General features: G+C 68.4%; 23 protein-coding genes and 1 tRNA gene. 8 read left to right on the forward strand and 16 right to left on the reverse strand.

Annotated elements, in window-relative coordinates; translation table 11 throughout:
• Positions 1-52 precede the first annotated feature (52 nt).
• Positions 53-129, forward strand: a tRNA-Arg gene (locus tag O3139_RS00260).
• Between the two features lie 388 nt (positions 130-517).
• Here the strand turns inward: O3139_RS00260 and O3139_RS00265 are convergent.
• From O3139_RS00265 to O3139_RS00300, 8 genes are all read right to left on the reverse strand, one after another.
• Positions 518-3,001: a DUF927 domain-containing protein gene (locus O3139_RS00265; protein WP_269514894.1), complete on the reverse strand. Its 2,484-nt coding sequence runs from the start codon at positions 2,999-3,001 to the stop codon at positions 518-520.
• A complete protein-coding gene (locus O3139_RS00270; protein WP_269514895.1) occupies positions 2,988-3,323 on the reverse strand; it encodes a hypothetical protein in 336 nt (111 codons plus the stop codon). The genes O3139_RS00265 and O3139_RS00270 overlap by 14 nt, the downstream gene beginning before the upstream one ends.
• 8 nt (positions 3,324-3,331) lie before the next feature.
• The gene (locus tag O3139_RS00275; RefSeq protein ID WP_269514896.1) at positions 3,332-3,637 is read right to left on the reverse strand and encodes a hypothetical protein; all 306 of its coding nucleotides are present in this window, start codon (positions 3,635-3,637) and stop codon (positions 3,332-3,334) included.
• Complete coding sequence (locus O3139_RS00280) at positions 3,634-3,912, reverse strand: hypothetical protein (RefSeq protein ID WP_269514897.1); 279 nt, start codon at positions 3,910-3,912, stop codon at positions 3,634-3,636. The genes O3139_RS00275 and O3139_RS00280 overlap by 4 nt, the downstream gene beginning before the upstream one ends.
• Positions 3,909-4,790 carry a hypothetical protein gene (locus O3139_RS00285; RefSeq protein WP_269514898.1) on the reverse strand — a complete coding sequence of 294 codons (882 nt, stop codon included), beginning with the start codon at positions 4,788-4,790 and terminating at the stop codon, positions 3,909-3,911. The genes O3139_RS00280 and O3139_RS00285 overlap by 4 nt, the downstream gene beginning before the upstream one ends.
• Entirely contained in the window at positions 4,787-4,999 is a 213-nt protein-coding gene (locus O3139_RS00290; protein WP_269514899.1) for a helix-turn-helix transcriptional regulator, read from the reverse strand. Before O3139_RS00290 ends, O3139_RS00285 begins: the two co-directional genes overlap by 4 nt.
• Positions 5,000-5,137: 138 nt before the next feature.
• Positions 5,138-5,863, reverse strand: a complete 726-nt coding sequence (locus O3139_RS00295) for a hypothetical protein (RefSeq protein WP_269514900.1) — start codon at positions 5,861-5,863, stop codon at positions 5,138-5,140.
• Positions 5,853-6,101, reverse strand: a complete 249-nt coding sequence (locus O3139_RS00300) for a helix-turn-helix domain-containing protein (protein ID WP_269514901.1) — start codon at positions 6,099-6,101, stop codon at positions 5,853-5,855. The genes O3139_RS00295 and O3139_RS00300 overlap by 11 nt, the downstream gene beginning before the upstream one ends.
• 96 nt (positions 6,102-6,197) lie before the next feature.
• On the opposite strand from O3139_RS00300, the gene O3139_RS00305 reads away from it, so the two are divergent.
• Both O3139_RS00305 and O3139_RS00310 read left to right on the forward strand, forming a co-directional pair.
• A complete protein-coding gene (locus tag O3139_RS00305; protein WP_269514902.1) occupies positions 6,198-6,470 on the forward strand; it encodes a hypothetical protein in 273 nt (90 codons plus the stop codon).
• A gap of 76 nt (positions 6,471-6,546) precedes the next feature.
• Positions 6,547-7,113 (forward strand): hypothetical protein, encoded by a 567-nt coding sequence (locus O3139_RS00310; protein WP_269514903.1) that lies wholly within the window; start codon positions 6,547-6,549, stop codon positions 7,111-7,113.
• A 646-nt stretch (positions 7,114-7,759) separates the two neighbouring features.
• On the opposite strand, the gene O3139_RS00315 is transcribed toward O3139_RS00310, so the two are convergent.
• Positions 7,760-9,103 carry a tyrosine-type recombinase/integrase gene (locus O3139_RS00315; RefSeq protein WP_269514904.1) on the reverse strand — a complete coding sequence of 448 codons (1,344 nt, stop codon included), beginning with the start codon at positions 9,101-9,103 and terminating at the stop codon, positions 7,760-7,762.
• Positions 9,104-9,385: 282 nt separating this feature from the next.
• On the opposite strand from O3139_RS00315, the gene O3139_RS00320 reads away from it, so the two are divergent.
• Positions 9,386-10,456, forward strand: a complete 1,071-nt coding sequence (locus O3139_RS00320; protein ID WP_269514905.1) for an endonuclease/exonuclease/phosphatase family protein — start codon at positions 9,386-9,388, stop codon at positions 10,454-10,456.
• Here O3139_RS00320 and glp read toward each other — a convergent pair.
• Genes glp through moaA form a run of 6 tightly spaced genes read right to left on the reverse strand, consistent with a single transcriptional unit; the run spans position 10,453 to position 14,452 of the window.
• Positions 10,453-11,649 (reverse strand): gephyrin-like molybdotransferase Glp, encoded by a 1,197-nt coding sequence (glp, locus tag O3139_RS00325; RefSeq protein ID WP_269514906.1) that lies wholly within the window; start codon positions 11,647-11,649, stop codon positions 10,453-10,455. The genes O3139_RS00320 and glp overlap by 4 nt on opposite strands.
• Positions 11,646-12,080 (reverse strand): cyclic pyranopterin monophosphate synthase MoaC, encoded by a 435-nt coding sequence (gene moaC / locus O3139_RS00330; protein ID WP_420022359.1) that lies wholly within the window; start codon positions 12,078-12,080, stop codon positions 11,646-11,648. Before moaC ends, glp begins: the two co-directional genes overlap by 4 nt.
• Before the next feature lie 58 nt (positions 12,081-12,138).
• Complete coding sequence (gene moaB, locus O3139_RS00335) at positions 12,139-12,693, reverse strand: molybdenum cofactor biosynthesis protein B (RefSeq protein ID WP_269514908.1); 555 nt, start codon at positions 12,691-12,693, stop codon at positions 12,139-12,141.
• Positions 12,690-13,145, reverse strand: a complete 456-nt coding sequence (locus O3139_RS00340; protein ID WP_269514909.1) for a molybdenum cofactor biosynthesis protein MoaE — start codon at positions 13,143-13,145, stop codon at positions 12,690-12,692. The genes moaB and O3139_RS00340 overlap by 4 nt, the downstream gene beginning before the upstream one ends.
• Positions 13,146-13,147: 2 nt before the next feature.
• Positions 13,148-13,384, reverse strand: coding sequence for a MoaD/ThiS family protein (locus O3139_RS00345; RefSeq protein WP_269514910.1), 237 nt, complete (start codon positions 13,382-13,384; stop codon positions 13,148-13,150).
• Positions 13,385-13,387: 3 nt separating this feature from the next.
• Positions 13,388-14,452: a GTP 3',8-cyclase MoaA gene (gene moaA, locus O3139_RS00350; protein ID WP_420022328.1), complete on the reverse strand. Its 1,065-nt coding sequence runs from the start codon at positions 14,450-14,452 to the stop codon at positions 13,388-13,390.
• An 88-nt stretch (positions 14,453-14,540) separates the two neighbouring features.
• Here moaA and modA point away from each other — a divergent pair, with 88 nt between their 5' ends.
• Genes modA through O3139_RS00370 form a run of 4 tightly spaced genes read left to right on the forward strand, consistent with a single transcriptional unit; the run spans position 14,541 to position 16,879 of the window.
• Complete coding sequence (gene modA / locus O3139_RS00355; RefSeq protein ID WP_269516504.1) at positions 14,541-15,191, forward strand: molybdate ABC transporter substrate-binding protein; 651 nt, start codon at positions 14,541-14,543, stop codon at positions 15,189-15,191.
• Positions 15,188-15,538 carry a winged helix-turn-helix domain-containing protein gene (locus O3139_RS00360; RefSeq protein WP_269514912.1) on the forward strand — a complete coding sequence of 117 codons (351 nt, stop codon included), beginning with the start codon at positions 15,188-15,190 and terminating at the stop codon, positions 15,536-15,538. Before modA ends, O3139_RS00360 begins: the two co-directional genes overlap by 4 nt.
• Positions 15,531-16,238 (forward strand): molybdate ABC transporter permease subunit, encoded by a 708-nt coding sequence (gene modB / locus O3139_RS00365; RefSeq protein ID WP_269514913.1) that lies wholly within the window; start codon positions 15,531-15,533, stop codon positions 16,236-16,238. Before O3139_RS00360 ends, modB begins: the two co-directional genes overlap by 8 nt.
• Entirely contained in the window at positions 16,235-16,879 is a 645-nt protein-coding gene (locus tag O3139_RS00370) for an ATP-binding cassette domain-containing protein (protein WP_269514914.1), read from the forward strand. Before modB ends, O3139_RS00370 begins: the two co-directional genes overlap by 4 nt.
• Here the strand turns inward: O3139_RS00370 and O3139_RS00375 are convergent.
• A complete protein-coding gene (locus O3139_RS00375) occupies positions 16,857-17,120 on the reverse strand; it encodes a hypothetical protein (RefSeq protein WP_269514915.1) in 264 nt (87 codons plus the stop codon). The genes O3139_RS00370 and O3139_RS00375 overlap by 23 nt on opposite strands.
• Positions 17,121-17,243: the final 123 nt, after the last annotated feature.

Here is a 17,243-nt window from a genome sequence, read left to right on the forward strand (position 1 = left end):
CCCTCGCGGACCTGCTGTAAGGCCCTTCGTCCGGTCATCAGGCCGTGGCGATGCACCCGTAGCTCAGCTGGATAGAGTACTGCCCTCCGAAGGCAGGGGTCAGAGGTTCGAATCCTCTCGGGTGCGCCAGTCTTTTCAATACGTTAGCCGCTGATCACGGACCGGTCTTTTTCGCCGTTACACCACCATGCCACCACGCGACCCAATCTCGCGCAGTTGAATCGCGGCCCTGGCCTCGGCCTCCGCACGCGGAACGCCCCCCGAAAACTCCAGGATAGCCGCTCGCTCGACCCACTCTGCCCAGGTCGAAACGTGGGCGTCGGCCATGTCTGAGCTCAGGGTATCTGTTTCAGAGGTGGGAACCGTGGGAACCGTGGGAACCGCTAGCACAAGCCCCTGATCTATTTGACGAAAAGCGGTTCCCACCTTGTCGCTTTGCGGTTCCCACCTCGTTTCCAGGTGGGAACCGCCCGCCCATCGCTCGCGAGCCTCGCGGATCGCGGCGGCCAGGCGGGCGTCACTCGTCAAAATCGGCCTCGAGAATGCTGGCCTTGACCCAATAGAGGCGCTGGGCGACGCCGTTAATCTTCTTCTTCTTGCCCCAGTGCTTGCCCTCGCCGCGCTCGAGGTGGCCAGCCGCATGGACCATGCGGGCCGCGTCCGTGCCCCCCGTTACGTCTTTCAACACCTCGTCCCACCCCTGAGGGTAGAACAGATAGTAGAGCTCCCTCGCGGTCGTGACGTAGCGGATGCCTAAAGCATTGAGCGATCGGGCCTCGCCCGTGCGATGGCCCTCGACCCGTTCGTCGACGGCCTCGCCCCATTCGGTCTGATCGTTGTCGTTCCTCGCGCCGAACCGGCTGGCCTGTTGCTGGATTGCGGCCTTGAGCGCCAGGAGGACGGCGCGCTGTTCTCGCGGGGCTGATCGGCCGAACGACGTCGCCCATCGATCGAACACCTCGTGACAGGCCTTGGCCGCCGCGCCCTCGGGCCAGGGCACGATTCCGAATGCGGCGGCCAGCTCGCCCGCCGCTGCCGCGAGGGCGAACCGGTTGGACGCACGGTGCACCTGGCCGTTGTCGTCCCGCTCTTTCGAGGCTCCGACGAAGGCTTGCATGATCTCTCGCGCCAGGGCTTTGGCCGCCTTGGGATCGGCCACGAAGCGCTCGACGAAGGCCGGTCCGGCATGGCCATAATGGGCTTGCGTCCCGGCGTTCACAGCCTCTGAGAAGAGCGCCGGATCATCGAACCCATGCAGCGTTTCCCAGATCCCGAGCCCCTTGCCGGCATCGGCCGGGATGTCGAGCAAGCGGAGCTCTTGCCCTGCCATGACGCGACCGCCCTTGGCCGAGGACCGGATGTGATCGGCGAGGCTGATTTCGCCGGTAGAGACCGACAGGACCAGCCATTCGGTGCGCCGCCTCAGTTGGCCCGAGGTGCTCGCCCGCGCCTTCCCTTGGCCGCTCGCAAGGGCATAGGCGGCCAGGCCGACTTGCTCGGGTGCGATCTCGTTGATTTCGTCCAGGGCGAGGACCGTCTCGGAATGGCCCTGGGCGACGGCCTCGAGCGCATTCGCCGTCGCTCGCCACGACTGAGCGCCGCCTAGGACACCGCTGCCACCACACCACACAGACGCGGCCGCTCGGCCCAGGGTGCTCTTTCCCATTGATGACAGGCCCCGGAAATGGAACCCGCCCCCCTCGAGCCCGAGCGGCCTCAGCAACGGCCCGGCGAAGCCGATCGACAGCGCCAGGAGGAGGAGGCTGTTGCCCGGCGCACGGGCGGCGACCAGCTCCTGCCATTCGGCCATCGTCCCTTGCGTCCCGTGGGGAAACCCGGCCGGGTCGCCAGTGAACATGACGGGCTCCCCGCCGGGCGGGCCGATGGTGCGTGACGGCAGGACGAACCGGTTGGCCGTCGCCCACCCCGTCGAGTTGGCCAAGGTGATTCGGCGCGAACACTCGAGTTCGCCCAGGCACGCGGTGAAGCGGTCGCCTTGCCCCTTGGCGGGCTTGATCATCAACCCCTGACTGGCGAGCCGCGACCTCACCGCGCCGGGTTCCGAGACCAGCGTCCCCCTCGGGATGATCTCGGTTTTGGATCGGCCGTCACGATCCTTGAACCGCACCACCACGGCCCACCCGTCGCCGTTAGGATCGCGTGCTTCGCCGATCACTTCGAACGGCGCGCTGATCTTCGTCGAAAACTTCTCCCCGTTCTTCGCCGTCTGATCGGCCCAGAGCCCCTCGTGATCCAGGCGGTATCCGAACGGAAGGGTCACCCCGCCTGCGACGCCTTCCATGACGGCCTCGTCTATCAGGGCCGCCGCCTGGGCGCGGTCGAAGCCGCTGGGCATAGGGTCGGCTAGATCCCAGGCATCGTCGAAATAGGCGGGCGGACGGACCGTTCCCACCTGGGCGGCCTCGGCCTTGCTGGCATGTCGCGCCACGGCTACGGCGGCGTCGATACCGGCCTTGTCGTGGTCCGGCCAGATGATCACGGTCCGCCCCGCGAGCGGCGACCAGTCGGCCTTGCCGCTGGCTTTGGAGCCGCCCGACCAGGTGATGACGGCCATGTCCGGAAACAGCGCCTGGGCGGCGTCGGCCGTCTTCTCTCCCTCCACGACCAGGACGGCGGCGTGAGGCCGGGCGGCCAGTCGGTCCAGACCATAGAGCGGCCGAGGCTCCGGAGCGGCCTTGAAGCGCCAGCGAAGACGCGACCCGTCGCGCCAGAGGGTGAGCGGCAGTACGTCTTTTGAGCCCTCCGCATCGAAGCGGGCGACGTGGTGAAGCGGCTCGCCCCGGGCGTCTCGATAGGTCCAGACGGCCGAGGCCTCGCCCTTGTCCCGGAACGATATCGGCCAGGGCGGCGCATCCCGCGGAACCGGGGCCACGTAGTCGCCGCTTGCCCGATCGCGGCGCACGCCGTGCGCCGGTTCGCTCTCCTGGGCGGTCTTGATCCGGGCGAACGGATCGCCGCCCTCGGGGTCACCAGTCGCCATTGCCGCGCCTCCGCGTGGCGGCGGCCGGGGCGATGCGGCTGGCCAGATGCACGAGCATGGGACTGAGGGCGATGGCCCGAGCGAAGCGGACCCCTTCCCCGCCCAGCTGGGCGGGGATGGCCACGACGCCCAGCCCGTCCGCATAGAGCGCCCGACACAGGGCCTCGTGCTCGGTCGGGCTGAGTTCGCCTTGGCCGCTCTCGAATAGCTCGACGGCCTCGGCCTCGAGCCCCGCCATGTCGGCGAGCTGGGCGGCCGACAGGTCGCACAAGGCCCGCCCCGCTCGCACCTGGGCGGGGGAGAAGTTCAGCTTGGGTCGCATTGGACGCCCTAGTTAAAAGGATTGATGCCGAGGCTCTCGGCCAGGCGGATCGCCGCCTCGCGTTGGTTCACCCGCGCGACGAAGGCGGCGAGGCTGACGAGGTCACCCCCCTTGTCGCCCGACGCGAAGTCGCCCCATCGGCCGGTGGCCAGGTTGATCTTGAAGCTGCCCAGCTTCCGGTCTGCCCGGTGGGGATTACGGGCGACCCACTCCTCACCGTCGCGACGGCCATCGGGCAGGAGGCCCTTAACGACGGCGTCGCTTTGGCGAAGGGCCGCCGCGTTGACCCTGGCGAAGTCAACCGGGCCGGTCATAGCGGCGGCTCGCTGGCCAGGCGGCGGACGATCCTGACCCTCTCGCGACCCTCCTGCACGGTCGCGGTCACGACCCTCGCGAACCGCAGCACCACGGCGGGCTCATCGACGATCGGCCTGCCGTCGCGCCAACCCCGCTGATACCGGAAGGTTTCGTCCGGCAGGATCACGATCCGGCCCTTTGCGCGTCCCTTGTGGCCAGGCGGCCAGATCGGCTGACCGGTCCGGGCGTTGGCCCAAAGCTCAGTCATGTCGAAGTAGAGGGGCGTGCTCACTGCCCCTCACCCTCATCTTGGGCGTCCCCGGCCAGCTCGCGCAGCTCGGTCCAGCGCCGTGCCTCGCTCACGTTCGGACGCAGGGGCGGCAGGCTCATGTCGGCCAGGCGGGACCCTCGGCGCAGTTCGCTCCGCTCCTCCATCGTGACCCGCAACAGCCGCTTGAGCTCGACCTGACGCCCAGCCGAAAGAGAGTGAGTTGACCTTGATGGAAGGATGAAATGGGTTTCGCCCGAGCGACGGTCGCGGGACGTCTTTTGGATCTCGCCAAGCCGATCCTCGGGGATCGGCTCTAGGGTGCCCGCGTAGCACCAGACGCTGACCACCTCCTGCAAAATCTTGCCGCCACGCTGAGCAGGGATATCGCGCACCTGGGCTTCGGCATACAGGACGTTGGACCGCCCAACGGGGAGGTCACGGTTCGCCGCAACGGCCTTCGCGTCGGCCGCCGCGACGGACACCTTGAGGTCGGTCAGGCGCTGGATCAGCTCGGGATACTCTTCGGCCAGGCGGCGAGCGACGGCCTCGCACTCGGCCTCGGCTTCGTCGGCGCACGCCGTGCGCCGGGCCTCGGCCAGCGCTTCCGAAGCCCGCGCCTTCGCTTCCTCGGCCTCTGGAATGAGGATGTCCGTCAGCTGAGATATGTCCCGCTCGACCTCGGCCTTGAGAGCGAGGGCCTCGCGGGCGGCCTGCTTATCGGCGGCCAATCCGGATCGGGCCGAGGCGAGCCCGGCCGTTCGGGCCGCAGCGTCCGCTTGGGCGAGGTTGTCACGTTCCTCGGCCAGCCGTTCCCTCAGGAGATCAAGCTCGCCGTCAGCATCGATCTTAGCGGCGAGGGCGCGATCCAGCGCCGCCACGGGAGGGGTGGCCGTCGTCATGCGACCCCTCCCTGGTCGGAGGTGCTGCGCCGCGTATTGGCCTGAATCCAGGCATCGAGGGCGGCCGGGTGATAGGACACGCGAGCGCCCATCTTGACGAAGGCGGGGCCGCCCCCGGTGACGCGCTTGGTCTTGAGATAGCCGGGGCTGAGCCCCAGCTGGGCGGCGGCTTCCGCTGTCGAAAGCAGCCGAGGATTGTCGAGAGACAAGGTATTCTCCTCCGGTTCACGGCCGACGCGGGATGCGCCTGCACGGTCCGGGCAGGAGAGAGGTGATTCGGAACGGGCCCCACTAGCGGCCCTGCCCCGCGCTAGTGTCGCGCCAGAAGCGCTAGCGGCGAGGCGCGATCACTTGGCCAGGAGCTCTCCAAAGCTCCAGCCCTTGGGGTTCTCGGCCGCCGCCTTTTCGAGCTGCAGGGCAATGCGATTGGCGGGCCAATGCCGCATCGTCTCCCACCGCTTCTGCTCGTCAGCCGTCAGATCATCCCAGTCGAGAGGTTGCGGGGCGAGGCCTGACTTGGCGACGATCAAGGTTGCCAGATAGGTCAGGGTCCATGGATGAACCGTCGCGGCATCGGGCCGATACAACGCCTCAGCCTCACGCGACCAGTAAAGTCTCAGCGCGGCCTCACGACCCTGACGCTTGGCATTGGTGACTTCCGCGCCGCGTGCTCGATCGGCGCGCTCCTTTCGGCCCCGTTCGGCCAGTGCCATGACAGACCCGTCCCCATCGGTAAGCTGACCGATGGCCATGATTCGACCCAGCCGATAGGCAAGGGAGATCGAGTGATCGAGCACCTCCACAACGTCCGGGTTCTTGGCTCGAAATGAGGCCAGAACCTCTATCAGGCCGAGAGCAATTTCCAAGCCGTCATCCGCATAGACCTGCACATAGCGCGGCCCGCGCGGCTCACCTTCAACGTCGATCTCACGCCGGTTCGCAAGATGATCACGCCACTCCGGATCGGTGATCAGCTCCTCAAAATCATCGGCCCCGAGATCCTCGGCGAACTGGCGAAGCAAGCCGTCGAAGGTCGCGGCGCGAACCTCATCGAGATCTAGCTCACTGGTCATCGCCGCCCCGCTTGCGAGCGTGCACCAGGACAGCGCCAGTGCGATCGGCCTCGATGATCAGCTCAATCCCCTCGACCTCGAACGCCTGAGCGATCTTCGCGGCGTTGGCGTCCCGCATCACTCGACCGTTCTCGAAGCGGGATAGGCTCTCGTAAGTCAGGCCGGTGGCGTGAGCGAGGTCCTGTAGCGACCAGCCCAGAAGGCCTCGCGCCGCGCGGCTTGCTGCGGGTGTCATCATGATTTTCTCCTCTCGGATAGCGTCATATATTTTGACTTAGGCGTTGACAAGCGACCTTCTCTAACGTCATATATTAAGACGTTAAGGGAGATCGACATGACCACCACCAATCAAACCCGCCGCCACGTGATGAACATGGCATGGGGGCTCTACCGTGAGGCCGTCGCCCAGGGCGACCGCCTCTACACCTTCCCCCAGGCGCTGGCCGGGGCGTGGCGTTTCGTGAAGCGCCTGGCCGCAGCCAAGCCCCGCATCCAGTTCAACCGCAGCCTGGTCGCTCGCAGCGCGGTCGGCCGCCACTACGGCACCCGCGCCTACGTCGGCGGCCAGTCCAGCTTCGCCTATCAGGCGTCTGCGATGGGCTCCTGAGATGGCCTCGACCTTGCCGCCCCAACGGCCCGAGGCCGCATCCGACGACGGCCCCGCCCCAAATGAAGACACCGCCATGGCCGCCCTCGCCCGCATTCACTTCGCTGATCCCGAACCGTCCGAGCCGAACCCGTCGCCCCCGCTGAGCGAGTTCGGCCGCGCCGCAGCCGACTTCCTCGCACACCGCGCCAAGGCCGACGCAACATGGGCGCGCTACAACGCCCGGGCCGAGCTGGCCGAAAGCCTCTATCCCCCGGTGCCCGAGCTGATCCGCGACCCCCAGGACCCGCGCGAGAGGCGAATGTTTCACGAGCTAGTCCTATTGGATCAGCGTGAGAGCTTCGGCCGGGCGGTCCCGGTCACGCGAAGGCAGGACGCGTTCAATGCAATGCTGGCCACTCAGCAGCGGATCGAGGACGCCCTGGGCGTGACGGCTCTCGAGGAGGAATGGGTTGCGGACTCGGCGGCTTACGCCGACGCCATCGCGAGGGTCGTCGCGGTCCCGGCCGTCACGATCCAAGAGGTGGCGGCCAAGTTCGCGATCCTCCTGGCGGCCCAAGCGTGCACCGATCGTGATCAGATCACCGTCAAGGCAGCACCGTTTTTCGCCGTCCTCGCAGAGCTAGAAGCGCTCGCCACCTAGATCCGGCGCACGGGGTGCGCCGCCCTTCAAATCCGAACACCGGCCCGCCAGCTCACCCTGGCGGGCCTTTTGTCGTCTACCGCCCCGGTCCCCTTGGGGGTGAGGGGGCCACACTCGCGCGTGGGTCAGGGCCATGCGCACGGCGTGCGCCGCTGGCCGAGGGGCCGAGGCCAGACCCAAGAGAGGCCGAGGTGCGCACGGATCATGCGAACCGAGAGCGCACGGGTCAAAACACGATTCGTGCGTTTATTCGTGCTATGCTGTTGAATTTGTTTGATTTTTTGGGGCCCGCGCCCTGTGCTGCCGTATACGGTTTTATGCCCAGGAAGGACCCATTGGCGCAATATTTCACCGGTTCCCACCGGTTCCCACCTCGGAAGCGACCAGTGGGAACCGCGTCAGTGGTAGATACTCTAGCCTTTTCAAGCACAAGAGAGAGGGGTTCCCACCGTTCCCACCGGTTCCCACCGCTTTCGGCTTTCCCCTCCGGTCATCTTTGCCGCGTGACGACCCGTGCGCGGCGACGGTCCATGCGTTGCCTCTGGCCGATCCGTGCGCCCGATGGCGAACCGCCGCGCACGAATCGGCTACTGGCCGCGCGGGTGTGGCCCCTCAACCCCCACCCCCAAGGGCGAACTGGACCGGCTCAGCGCCGGACCTTGAGGCGGGTGACCTCGGCCGAGGTCCCGAGCATGGCGGCGGCGGCGGCCTCGGCCGTCCGATCGGCGGCGGCCCTCACGGGGTCGTCGGCCAGGTGGGCATACTGAGCCGTCGTCTTCACGTCGCGGTGCCCCAGAAGCTTGCCGATCAGGGGCAGCGATTGCCCACCGCTGGCGGCGAGGCTGGCATAGGTGTGCCTCAGGTCGTGGATGCGGACACCGTCCAGCGCGGCGGCGGCCCGGATCTTCTCCCACACCTTGGGCGTCCCGACGAAGTGAGCGCCCTCGGCCCGGTCGGATGCGAAGACGAAGGGCGATCCCTTCCGCCGCTCGATCGCTGCCAGTACCACGAGCGCCGGTGCCCCGAGCGGAACGATCTTGGCCCCGGTCTTCGAGTCGGCCAGGCGAAGGCATCGACCCTCGATATCGACGGCATCCCACCTCAGGCCCTCGATCTCGCTCTTGCGCGCCCCGGTCAGGATCAGGAGGCGCAGCACCGTCGCGCCGGCATTGCCCTCGCCAAGGTCGGCCAGCGCCCTACCGACGCGGCCCAGCTCGGCCGGGCTTAGGAACCGCTGCGACTTGCCATCCTTGAACCGCTCGACCCCGTGCACGGGATTGTCAGGCCGCATCTTGCGCCGGACCGCGAAGGTGAAGATCGCGCCCAGGAGGCCCGTGGTCCGCGTCGCCGTGCCCTGCCCGCCCTGAGCCGCCGCATCCTTCCGCTTGCGCGTCTCGACCGTGGGGGCCTTGGACTCGCCACGCTTCGAATTGCGGTCGCCCGCCGTCTTGCTCTTAACCTGAGCGCGTGTCGGCTTCCGCTCGACCGCCGTCTTGCCCTGGGCGACGTCTCGGACGAACCGCTGCACGTCCGCGTCCGTCACGGCCGAGATCCGCTTCTTACCCAGGAGCGGCTTGATATGGCGCTCGATCCTCAGGCGATCGGTGGCCAGGGTTGACGCCTTCTTGGTCGCGGTCCCCTCGGCCAGATAGAGGTCGCAGAGCGCCGCGATCGTGAGCTCGCCCCGCGCCGCGTCCCTCGAGGCCTGAGGGTTCTTGCCGTCCTTCACACTGGCCAGCAGCTGGGCGGCCTTGTCCCGCGCTTCGTCAGGCGTCAGCACCCCGTGGCGCGCAATCGTAAACTCTTGCTTGGGCGCAGCCCGCCCCCCGTCACCGGGGCGATAGGCCAGGATGTAGCTCTTCACCCCGGCCGGGGTGACCCTCAGGCCGAAGCCCTTCACGTCCGAATCCCAAATCCGATAGAGCCGCCCCTTGGGCTTGGCCGCGTCCACCGTGCGCTTCGTGATCCGCTCAGCTTTAGAGGTCGCCATGATCGCCTTCCGTTACACCACCATTACACCACGAGGAAAGAACTCGCCGCGCCCGGTGATTACCCGGATATCCCAAAATCGCTTTACGATCAATGCAATGATAACCCCGGAAGACAGCGGTGCACTCGCCAATACCTCACTACCTCAGCCCTCCGAAGGCAGGGGTCAGAGGTTCGAATCCTCTCGGGTGCGCCATCGTCCTTCGCATATATTTCATCGTTCATCGAATGGCGGGCGCATGGGTTGTGCGTTAGTCTCTGGCTTCGCTGCCCGGAGATCGCCGTGCCCTATTATGCGAGCCTGCGAAAAGAAGACCCGGAGGTCCGGGTCAGGGTGGCGGAGGGCCTGCGGCGGCTGCGCAAGGCCATCAGGGCAGAGGTGCCGGCCCGCACGCTCGACGGCGACCTGTTGATTGCCAGCTGGAACATTCGGGAGTTCGACAGCCGCAAATACGGCGGACGCCTGGTCGACTCCTTCTACTTCATCGCTGAAATCCTCAGCCACTTCGATCTGATTGCGATCCAGGAAGTGCGCGGCGATCTGTCGGCGCTGGATCGCGTTCAGGGCCTGCTGGGTAGCTGGTGGAAGTATCTGGTGACCGATGTCACCGAGGGGGCGTCCGGCAATGGCGAGCGGATGGCCTTCCTCTACGACAGTCGCAAGGTGACGTTCGGCGGGCTGGCCGGGGAGATCGTCCTGCCGAGGAGCAAGGTCGATCCGGATATCCTCCAGTTCGCCCGAACCCCGTTCGTCTGCGGATTCAAGGCGGGATGGGCCAGGATCGACCTGTGCACCGTCCATATCTATTACGGCGAGGGAAAATCGCTGGATCCGCGTCGCCTCAAGGAGATCGGCGACCTGGCGGGTTTTCTGGCCAGGCGCGCCAAGGTCGATGCGCCACCGGCTCCGGCGGCCGGGGCGGCTCCGGCCCCGCGCGCGTCACAGGGTGCGGACAACCTGATCCTGTTGGGCGACTTCAACATCTTCGATCCGGGCGACGCGACGCTGAAGGCGATCACCGATGCCGGCTTTGTGGTCCCGAAGGTCCTCACCGACCGCGCGGGCAGCAACATGGCGCGCGACAAATACTACGACCAGATCGCGATCTGGCGTGGCAAGCGGTTCGACACGACGGACCGCGGCGGCGTGCTGAACTACTACGAAGCCGTTTTCCGGCCCGAGGACGAAGCCCTCTACGCTGCCGACATCAAGCCTGCCAAATCGGGCAAGCCCCCGACCTACAAGGACTGGAAGTCCTATCAGATGTCGGACCACCTCTTGCTCTGGGCGGCATTCAAGGTGGATTTCGCAGAGGATTATCTCACCGAACTGGCGACGCCTGAGGTGCCCTAGACGATCAGCGCGGCCACCGGGACCAGCTCCCCACGCGCTCGTGCCCCGGCGAAGGGTGGACGCCGCAGCAAGGCGTTGGCCGAGGCCAGTACCGAGACCAGCGACGAGTCCTGATCCGGCAGAGCTTGCACGCCTGCCCGGCCCTCCCCGTCGCTGCCAACGATAGCCCTCATGTAATGGTCCCGAGGGCCGTTGGCAGGGAGTGCCACCAGGAGTGGCGCAGGTCTGAAATCGGGAAGGTCGCTGCCGCCCTGCATCGCCGCCAACAGCGGTGCCAGAAACAGCTCGGCGCACACGAGCGCGGAGACCGGATTGCCGGGCAGGCCGAGCAGCCGGCGACCATCCGGCAGGGTGGCGAACCAGACGGGCTTGCCCGGACGCATGGCGATCCCCTCGACCAGCAGGGTCGCGCCCAGGCTGCGGGCGGCGGGTTTCAGCAGGTCGTGATCCCCGACCGACGCCCCGCCGATGGTGACGATCAGATCGGCCTCTGTCCGGTCCAGGCTGTCGGTGATGGCCTCCAGCGTATCGCCGACCAGCGGCAGTCGGCGGACCTCGGCCCCCGCGCGGCGGGCGACCAGGGCGACGCCCGGCCCGGCGGCGTCGTGGATCTGAAAGGGGCCTGCAGCGGCGCCCGGCTCGACGACCTCGTTCCCGCCGGCGAGGATGGCGACGCGGGGACGACGGGCGCAGACGACCTCCGGCCGGCCTGCGGAGGCCGCCAGGGCGACCCGCCAGGGGTTCAGACGCAGGCCCGCCTCCAGCAGCGACGTCCCGTTCCGGTAGTCGGCACCGCGCGACCGGACCCAGGTCGGCGCGTCGGTGCCGGCCAGCAGGGCCAGATGATCGCCTTCACGCCTCGCCTCTTCCTGGATCACGACCCGATCCGCCCCGGGTGGCAGGGGCGCGCCGGTGAAGATGCGGACGGCCTCACCCGCTTCGAGCGGCGTCTCATGGCCCTGCCCGGCCGCGCTTTCGCCGACGATCCGCAGCGGGCCCGTGCCGAGGTCGGGGGTGCGCACCGCCCAGCCGTCCATGGCCGAGGCATCGAAGGGCGGTTGATCGCGGGTGGCGACGACGGGCTCGGACAGCCAGCGGCCATCGGCCTCGATCAGGGGGACCGACGCGCCCGGCAGGACCTTCGCCGCCGCCAGCATGGCCGCACGGGCCGTCTCGACCGTCGGCAGGGTCACGCGCGGACCCAGTCGCCGGACTTGCCACCGGTCTTGCGGACCAGCCGGACCGCCTCGATCGTCATGCCCCGGTCGACGGCCTTCAGCATGTCGTAGAGCGTCAGCAGGGCGACGCTCGCTGCCGTCAGCGCCTCCATCTCCACCCCGGTGCGGCCGGTGGTCCGGGTTGTCGCCGTAACGGACAGGCCCGATCCGTCGGGGCTCGGATCGACCGCAACGACCGCGGCATCGAGCGGCAGGGGGTGGCACAGGGGGATGAGGTCGGCCGTCCTCTTGGCCGCCATGACGCCGGCGATCTCGGCCACGGCGCGCACGTCGCCCTTCGCCCCTCCGCCCGACAGCGCGAGGGCCAGGGTTCCCGGCTCCATGACGATGCGGCCCGTGGCCACGGCCTCGCGCACAGTCGCGGCCTTGGCCGACACATCGACCATCCGGGCGCGACCGTCGGGGTCGATATGGGTCAGGCCTGCCTCTTCTCGGGACGTCACCTCAGACCTCCCCGAGGCGAGGCATGATCTCGACGAGGTTGCAGGGCCGGTGACGGCTGTCGAGCTGCCAGCGGATCACCCGGTCCCAGCCGTCGCGCACCGCCCCGTTCGATCCCGGCAGGCAGAAGACGAATACCCCGTCGATGATCCCCGCCGTCGCCCGCGACTGCAGGGTCGACAGGCCGATGGTCTGGTAGCTGACGGTGTGGAAAATGACGGAAAAGCCGTCGATCCGCTTGTCGAACAACGGCTCGAGCGCCTCGGGCGTGACGTCCCGTCCGGTCAGGCCGGTGCCGCCGGTCGTCAGGATCGCATCGACCGCGCCCGCACCGATCCAGGCCCTGACGCGGGCGCGGATGGCGTCGACCGAGTCGGGCACAATGGCCTTTTCGACGCAGACATGGCCCGCCGAGACGATCCGTTCGGCCAGGATGCCACCGGAGGTGTCGCTGTCATGGTCCCGCGTATCCGAGATGGTCAGGACGGCGATCCGCACGGGAACCACCGGCTGGTCGAGCAGGAGCTTTCCTCCGGGCGCGGGCAGGATGTCGGTCATGGCGTGGGCTCCCATCGGGCGGCGTCGGCGTGGTCGCTGGCGCGGGGTTCGATCCAGCGGCGGCCGTCGGGCCCTTCCTCGCGCTTCCACAGGGGGGCGCGGGTCTTCAGCTGGTCCATCAGGTAGTCGGCGGCCTGAAAGGCGTCGCGGCGATGCACGGCGGCGGTGGCCACGAAGACGATGGCCTCGCCGACGCCCACCTCGCCCCAGCGATGGACGGCGATCAGGTCGATCAGGTCGAACCGCGCCCGGGTCCCGGCCTCCAGTTCGGCCATCACGCGTTCGGTGAAGCCGGGCCAGGCGTCGATCGCCAGGGTCTCGACCGCTTGGCCGTCGGTGGCGACGCGGCACAGGCCGGTGAAGCTGACCACGGCGCCGGCATCGGTCCGGGCGCGGCAGAAATCAGCGAGCAGGGCGGCAGGATCGATCGGATCGGTCTGCAGGCGCACCATGGTCACCCGCCCGACACCGGGGGCGCGAAGGCGACCTCGTCGTCCGGTCCGACGGGAGGGTTCCCGCGCACGATCACCTGGTTCACCACCGTCATCAGGCCGGGACGTCCAAGACGCTCCGCCAGCCGCTCGTCTGCGCAGAGCGTCGCCCGCAGGGCCTCGACACTGTCGCCCGCGATGTCGCGCTCGCGCCAGCCGGCGACATCGGCCAGCGCTCCGAACAGAAGGACCCTGGCCATGGCTCAGCCCCCCGTCATCGACATGGGCCGCGCCACCGCGGGCGACAGGCCCGCACCGATGCGAAAATCGTGGCTCTTCGGCTTTCTGGACACCGCCGCCCGGATGGCCCTCGCCACGGCTGCGTCGTCGCCCGCGCGCAGGACCGGACGCAGGTCCTCGTGATCGTTCTGACCCAGGCACAGATAGAGCCGACCGGTGCAGGTCACGCGGACGCGGTTGCAGGTCTCGCAGAAGGTGTGGGTCATCGGCGTGATGAACCCCAGCGTCCCGCCCGTCTCCTCGACGCGGACGTATCGCGAAGGGCCGCCGGTTCGCTTCGCCAGCGGGGTCAGGGTCCAGCGCGCCTCGAGGTCGCGTCGCACCTCCGTCAGCGACAGGAACTGGTCGGTCCGGTCGATTCCGGTCTCGCCCATCGGCATGGTCTCGATCAGGGTGATCTCGTGACCCTCGCCGTGCGCCCAGGCCACGAGGGCGGGCAGGTCGGCGGCATTGTCGGCCTTCAGGGCCACGGCGTTGATCTTGACCGCCATCCCGGCTGCCCGGGCCGCCTCGATCCCTGCCAAGGCCCTGGACAGATCCCCGCCTCGCGTAACGTGGCGATAGGTGTCCGGATCCAGCGTATCCAGCGACACATTGATCCGCCGCACGCCATGCCGGGCCAGGGCCCCGGCATGCTCGGCCAGATGGGTGCCGTTGGTGGTCAGGGTCAGCTCCTCCAGGGCGCCGGATCGCAGATGCCGGGCAAGGGCAGCGACCAGATCCATGAACCCCTTGCGGATCAGCGGTTCTCCGCCCGTCAGGCGCAGACGACGGGTGCCCAGGCCGATGAAGACCGAGCACAGCCGGTCCAGTTCCTCGATCGACAGCAGTTCCGCACGGGGCAGGAAGGTCTGACGCGCGGCCATGCAATAGGTGCAGCGCAGATCGCACCGGTCGGTGACCGAGACGCGGACATAGTCGATCGACCGGCCGAACGGATCGACCATCGGAAACGCAGTCTGGCTGGACGGTGACGGGGGCGTCATGCTCATATCAGCATAACGGTCGCGGTTCTGGAGCAAAGTCATTTCTGTCCTGATCGACCGACGGGCGCTTCTGGTTACAGGCCTCGGCGCGCTCGGCGGCTGTGCCGCGCCGACGGCCGCCCCCCTGACCCTGTTCGCGGCCGCATCGCTGAGCGATGTCCTGACCGAGCTTTCCGCCCGGTTCACCGCCAGGACGGGCCGCCAGACCCGGACGGTCTTTGCCGGCAGCGGCGATGTCGCGCGTCAGGTGCTGTCGGGCGCGCCCGCCGATCTGATTGTCCTGGCTGACAGCGAGTGGATGGACCGGCTGGCGGCGGCGAATGTGCTTCGGCCGGGCAGCCGCGTCGACCTGGCGACCAACAGCCTGGTGGTGATCGCACCCGCGGACCAGCCACAAACGGCCTTCGTCTGGCGCGGGCGCATCGCCATCGGCGATCCCGCGAGCGTCCCGGCTGGCCGGTATGCGCGACAGATGATGCAGGCGCTCGGGGTCCGGGACCGCGATGACATGACCCTGGTCACCGCCGCCGATGTGCGCGCGGTTCGGGGCTTCGTGGCGCGAGGCGAGGTGGATCTGGGCGTGGTCTATCGCAGCGACGCCCTGGGCTATGATGCGGTGCGGGTGGTCGCCACGCCCCCGGCCGAGGTTCAGCCCCGGATCGTCTATCCGGCCGCCCTGACGACGCGGGCGGCCGAAGGCGCGGCCGGGCTGATGCAGTTTCTGGCAGGAGCCGAAGCCCGCGAGACCTTCGCCCGTCACGGCTTCGGGGCCGTATCGTGAGCGAGGCGCCCCGTCTCTGGTTTCAGATCCGCATCGGCGAGGGCCGGTTCGGTCCGGGCAAGGCCGAGTTGCTGACTCACATCCGCGACACCGGCTCGATCAGCGCGGCGGCGCGGCGGATGGGCATGTCCTATCGCCGCGCCTGGACCCTGCTGGAGGCCGTCAACGCCCTGACCGATGCCCCGGCGGTGGAAACCGAGCGCGGGGGGGCGCGAGGCGGCGGGGCCCGGCTGACGCCCCGGGGCCAAGCCTTGCTGGCGGCCTATGAGCATCTGCGCCTGGCGCTGGCCAGCGCGGCGGCTCCGACGCTGGCGGCCCTGGACACGCCGGACAAGCGCCATGACTGATCTGTTCGCCCCGCTGACCGGGCCGGAGCTGGAAGCCCTTGGCCTGTCGCTGCGCGTGGCGGGCGTCGCCAGTCTGGCGACCCTGCCGGTTGCCGTAGGTCTGGGATGGCTGATGGCGCGGGGAGTCTTTCCGGGCAAATGGCTGGTCGAGGCGGCGATCAACCTGCCGCTGGTCTTGCCGCCGGTGGTGACGGGTCTTGTGCTGCTTCTGATGTTCGGATCGCGGGGACCGCTGGGCCGGGTGCTGGCCGATGTGTTCGGGGTCAGCCTGCTGTTTCACTGGACCGGAGCGGCCCTGGCAGCAGCGGTCATGGCCCTGCCGCTGATGGTACGGCCCATCCGCCTGGCGATCGAGGGCGTGGATCGCGGCCTGGAGCAGGCCGCGGCGACCCTGGGCGCGCCCCCGGCCTTCGTGGTCTTCAGCGTGACCCTGCCGCTGGCCCTGCCCGGCGTCATCGCCGGGGCCCTGCTGGGGTTCGCCCGGGCCTTTGGAGAGTTCGGGGCCACGGTGACCTTCGTGGGTGCCATCCCCGGAGAGACCCGGACCCTGCCGGTCGCGATCTATGCATCGCTGCAGGGCCTGGATGGGGAGACGGTGGCCCTGCGGCTCGCCCTGGTGTCCGTCGCCGTCGCCATGATCGCCCTGTTCGCCACCGAGGCCGTCAGCCGCTTCCTGGCCCGACGGACCGCCGTCGCATGAGCCTGACCTGCGCCGTTCAGGCCGAACGTGGCGGGTTCCGGATCGACGTCGCCTTCGACAGCACGGCCCGGGTCGTCGGCATCGAGGGCCCGTCGGGGGCCGGAAAGACGACCCTGCTTCACGCCCTGGCCGGACTGGTCCCCGTCCACCGGGCGCGCCTGATCGTGGATGGCGAGGCTCTGGTCGATAGCGACGCCGGGCTGGCACCGCCTCCCCATGCCCGGCGCGTGGGCTATGTCTTTCAGGATGCCCGGCTGTTCCCGCATCTGAGCGTCGCCGACAACATCGCCTATGGCCAGCGCTTCGCGCCGCACCGCACAGACGTGGGCGCACTGGTCGAGCTTCTGGGCATCGGTCCTCTTCTGGCGCGCTGGACACGCAATCTGTCGGGCGGAGAGGCCCGGCGCGTGGCGATCGCGCGCAGCCTGGCGGCCGGCCCGCGACTGCTGCTTCTCGACGAGCCTTTTTCAGGTCTGGATCAGCGCCGGCGCGACGAACTCATTCCCTGGCTCGTCGGCCTGACGACACGGATCGATACGGCGATCCTGGTCGTGTCGCACGATGCCGCAGACCTTCAGGCCATGGGGGCCGACAGGATCGGCCTTGTGGCCGGCCAGATCAGTCCAGACCGTCGTCCGTGACCTGATAGTCGAGGCCGCTGGCGATGGCCCTGGCGGACAGTTCTTCCTGCACCAGATGCCAGCGACGCAGGCGTTCGAAGTCGATGGCATGGACCGAAGACGCCTCGAGCCATGCGTTGAAGGCCTTGCTCAGGACCTTGTAGTCCGGCGCATCCGGGCTCGGAATGGGCGGAACCTGCGGCAGGCGGCTGGCCACCTCCGGCGGAATGGGAAAGGTTCCCGATGTGGTGGTCAGCATCATCGGGCCTGATCCTAGGGCAAGTTTGGCGTCGGGCAAGGCATGGGGCGCACCCTTGTGGAGAGAACCGCGGTCCCCGGTAACCTTTCGCGTCCCCCCAGCGTAGTCGGCTGACGGCAGCGTTTG

Source organism: Brevundimonas subvibrioides (assembly GCF_027271155.1).
Lineage (GTDB): Bacteria > Pseudomonadota > Alphaproteobacteria > Caulobacterales > Caulobacteraceae > Brevundimonas > Brevundimonas subvibrioides_D.

What these genes read in the sequence shown, in the direction of transcription:
- O3139_RS00265 (WP_269514894.1), bottom strand. Translation starts at nt 3,001, where the DNA reads ATGGCGACTGGTGACCCCGAGGGCGGCGATCCGTTCGCCCGGATCAAG.
- O3139_RS00270 (WP_269514895.1), bottom strand. Translation starts at nt 3,323, where the DNA reads ATGCGACCCAAGCTGAACTTCTCCCCCGCCCAGGTGCGAGCGGGGCGG.
- O3139_RS00275 (WP_269514896.1), bottom strand. Translation starts at nt 3,637, where the DNA reads ATGACCGGCCCGGTTGACTTCGCCAGGGTCAACGCGGCGGCCCTTCGC.
- O3139_RS00285 (WP_269514898.1), bottom strand. Translation starts at nt 4,790, where the DNA reads ATGACGACGGCCACCCCTCCCGTGGCGGCGCTGGATCGCGCCCTCGCC.
- O3139_RS00295 (WP_269514900.1), bottom strand. Translation starts at nt 5,863, where the DNA reads ATGACCAGTGAGCTAGATCTCGATGAGGTTCGCGCCGCGACCTTCGAC.
- O3139_RS00300 (WP_269514901.1), bottom strand. Translation starts at nt 6,101, where the DNA reads ATGATGACACCCGCAGCAAGCCGCGCGGCGCGAGGCCTTCTGGGCTGG.
- O3139_RS00305 (WP_269514902.1), top strand. Translation starts at nt 6,198, where the DNA reads ATGACCACCACCAATCAAACCCGCCGCCACGTGATGAACATGGCATGG.
- O3139_RS00310 (WP_269514903.1), top strand. Translation starts at nt 6,547, where the DNA reads ATGGCCGCCCTCGCCCGCATTCACTTCGCTGATCCCGAACCGTCCGAG.
- O3139_RS00315 (WP_269514904.1), bottom strand. Translation starts at nt 9,103, where the DNA reads ATGGCGACCTCTAAAGCTGAGCGGATCACGAAGCGCACGGTGGACGCG.
- moaC (WP_420022359.1), bottom strand. Translation starts at nt 12,080, where the DNA reads ATGGTCGATGTGTCGGCCAAGGCCGCGACTGTGCGCGAGGCCGTGGCC.
- moaB (WP_269514908.1), bottom strand. Translation starts at nt 12,693, where the DNA reads ATGACCGACATCCTGCCCGCGCCCGGAGGAAAGCTCCTGCTCGACCAG.
- O3139_RS00340 (WP_269514909.1), bottom strand. Translation starts at nt 13,145, where the DNA reads ATGGTGCGCCTGCAGACCGATCCGATCGATCCTGCCGCCCTGCTCGCT.
- O3139_RS00345 (WP_269514910.1), bottom strand. Translation starts at nt 13,384, where the DNA reads ATGGCCAGGGTCCTTCTGTTCGGAGCGCTGGCCGATGTCGCCGGCTGG.
- moaA (WP_420022328.1), bottom strand. Translation starts at nt 14,452, where the DNA reads ATGACTTTGCTCCAGAACCGCGACCGTTATGCTGATATGAGCATGACG.
- modB (WP_269514913.1), top strand. Translation starts at nt 15,531, where the DNA reads ATGACTGATCTGTTCGCCCCGCTGACCGGGCCGGAGCTGGAAGCCCTT.
- O3139_RS00370 (WP_269514914.1), top strand. Translation starts at nt 16,235, where the DNA reads ATGAGCCTGACCTGCGCCGTTCAGGCCGAACGTGGCGGGTTCCGGATC.
- O3139_RS00375 (WP_269514915.1), bottom strand. Translation starts at nt 17,120, where the DNA reads ATGATGCTGACCACCACATCGGGAACCTTTCCCATTCCGCCGGAGGTG.